We start from the raw sequence: 417 nt of genomic DNA, 5'->3' as shown, positions 1-417 counted from the left end.
CCACCCGGCCCAATCGGCCCCCGCGCAGCCGGGCGCCTCCTGCCGCGCCGCGTCGGCGGCCCGCCGGGCCAGCTCCGCGATCCGGATGGAGTAGCGGGCGTCGATCTCGGCGATGCGGCGGTCCCGTTGGGTGCCCACCCGCGCCGGTACGGCGGCCGCCGCCCGCTGGACCCGGGCCAGTCGTTCCCGCCCGGCGGTCAGGTCGGCCTGGGCGGCGGACAGCCGGGTACGGGTGGCGCCCAACGCCTCGGCGAGGGTTTCCCGGACCCGGCTGGCCAGCTGACCGCGCCGGTCAGCCATCGGAGCCCCGGCGCGTCGGCGCGTCCCGCCAGGGGCTGCCCGAGCGTGGGGGCAGCCCACCGGGGCGTGGCGGCGGCCCGTCCGAGCGTGGCGGCAGGCCACCGGAGCGCTGCGTGG

The 417-nt window shown here is 81.1% G+C and carries 1 pseudogene; it reads right to left on the bottom strand.

What is annotated here, in order from left to right:
- Positions 1 to 300 (bottom strand): annotated as a pseudogene (locus GUI43_RS33345) (FtsK/SpoIIIE domain-containing protein); the annotation flags it as partial.
- Positions 301 to 417 lie beyond the last annotated feature (117 nt).

Origin of the sequence: Micromonospora noduli (genome assembly GCF_003264365.1) — a bacterium.
Classification (GTDB): domain Bacteria; phylum Actinomycetota; class Actinomycetes; order Mycobacteriales; family Micromonosporaceae; genus Micromonospora; species Micromonospora noduli.
The sequence above is the reverse complement of the archived record's forward strand: the minus strand, read 5'-3'. Positions and strand labels throughout refer to the sequence as shown.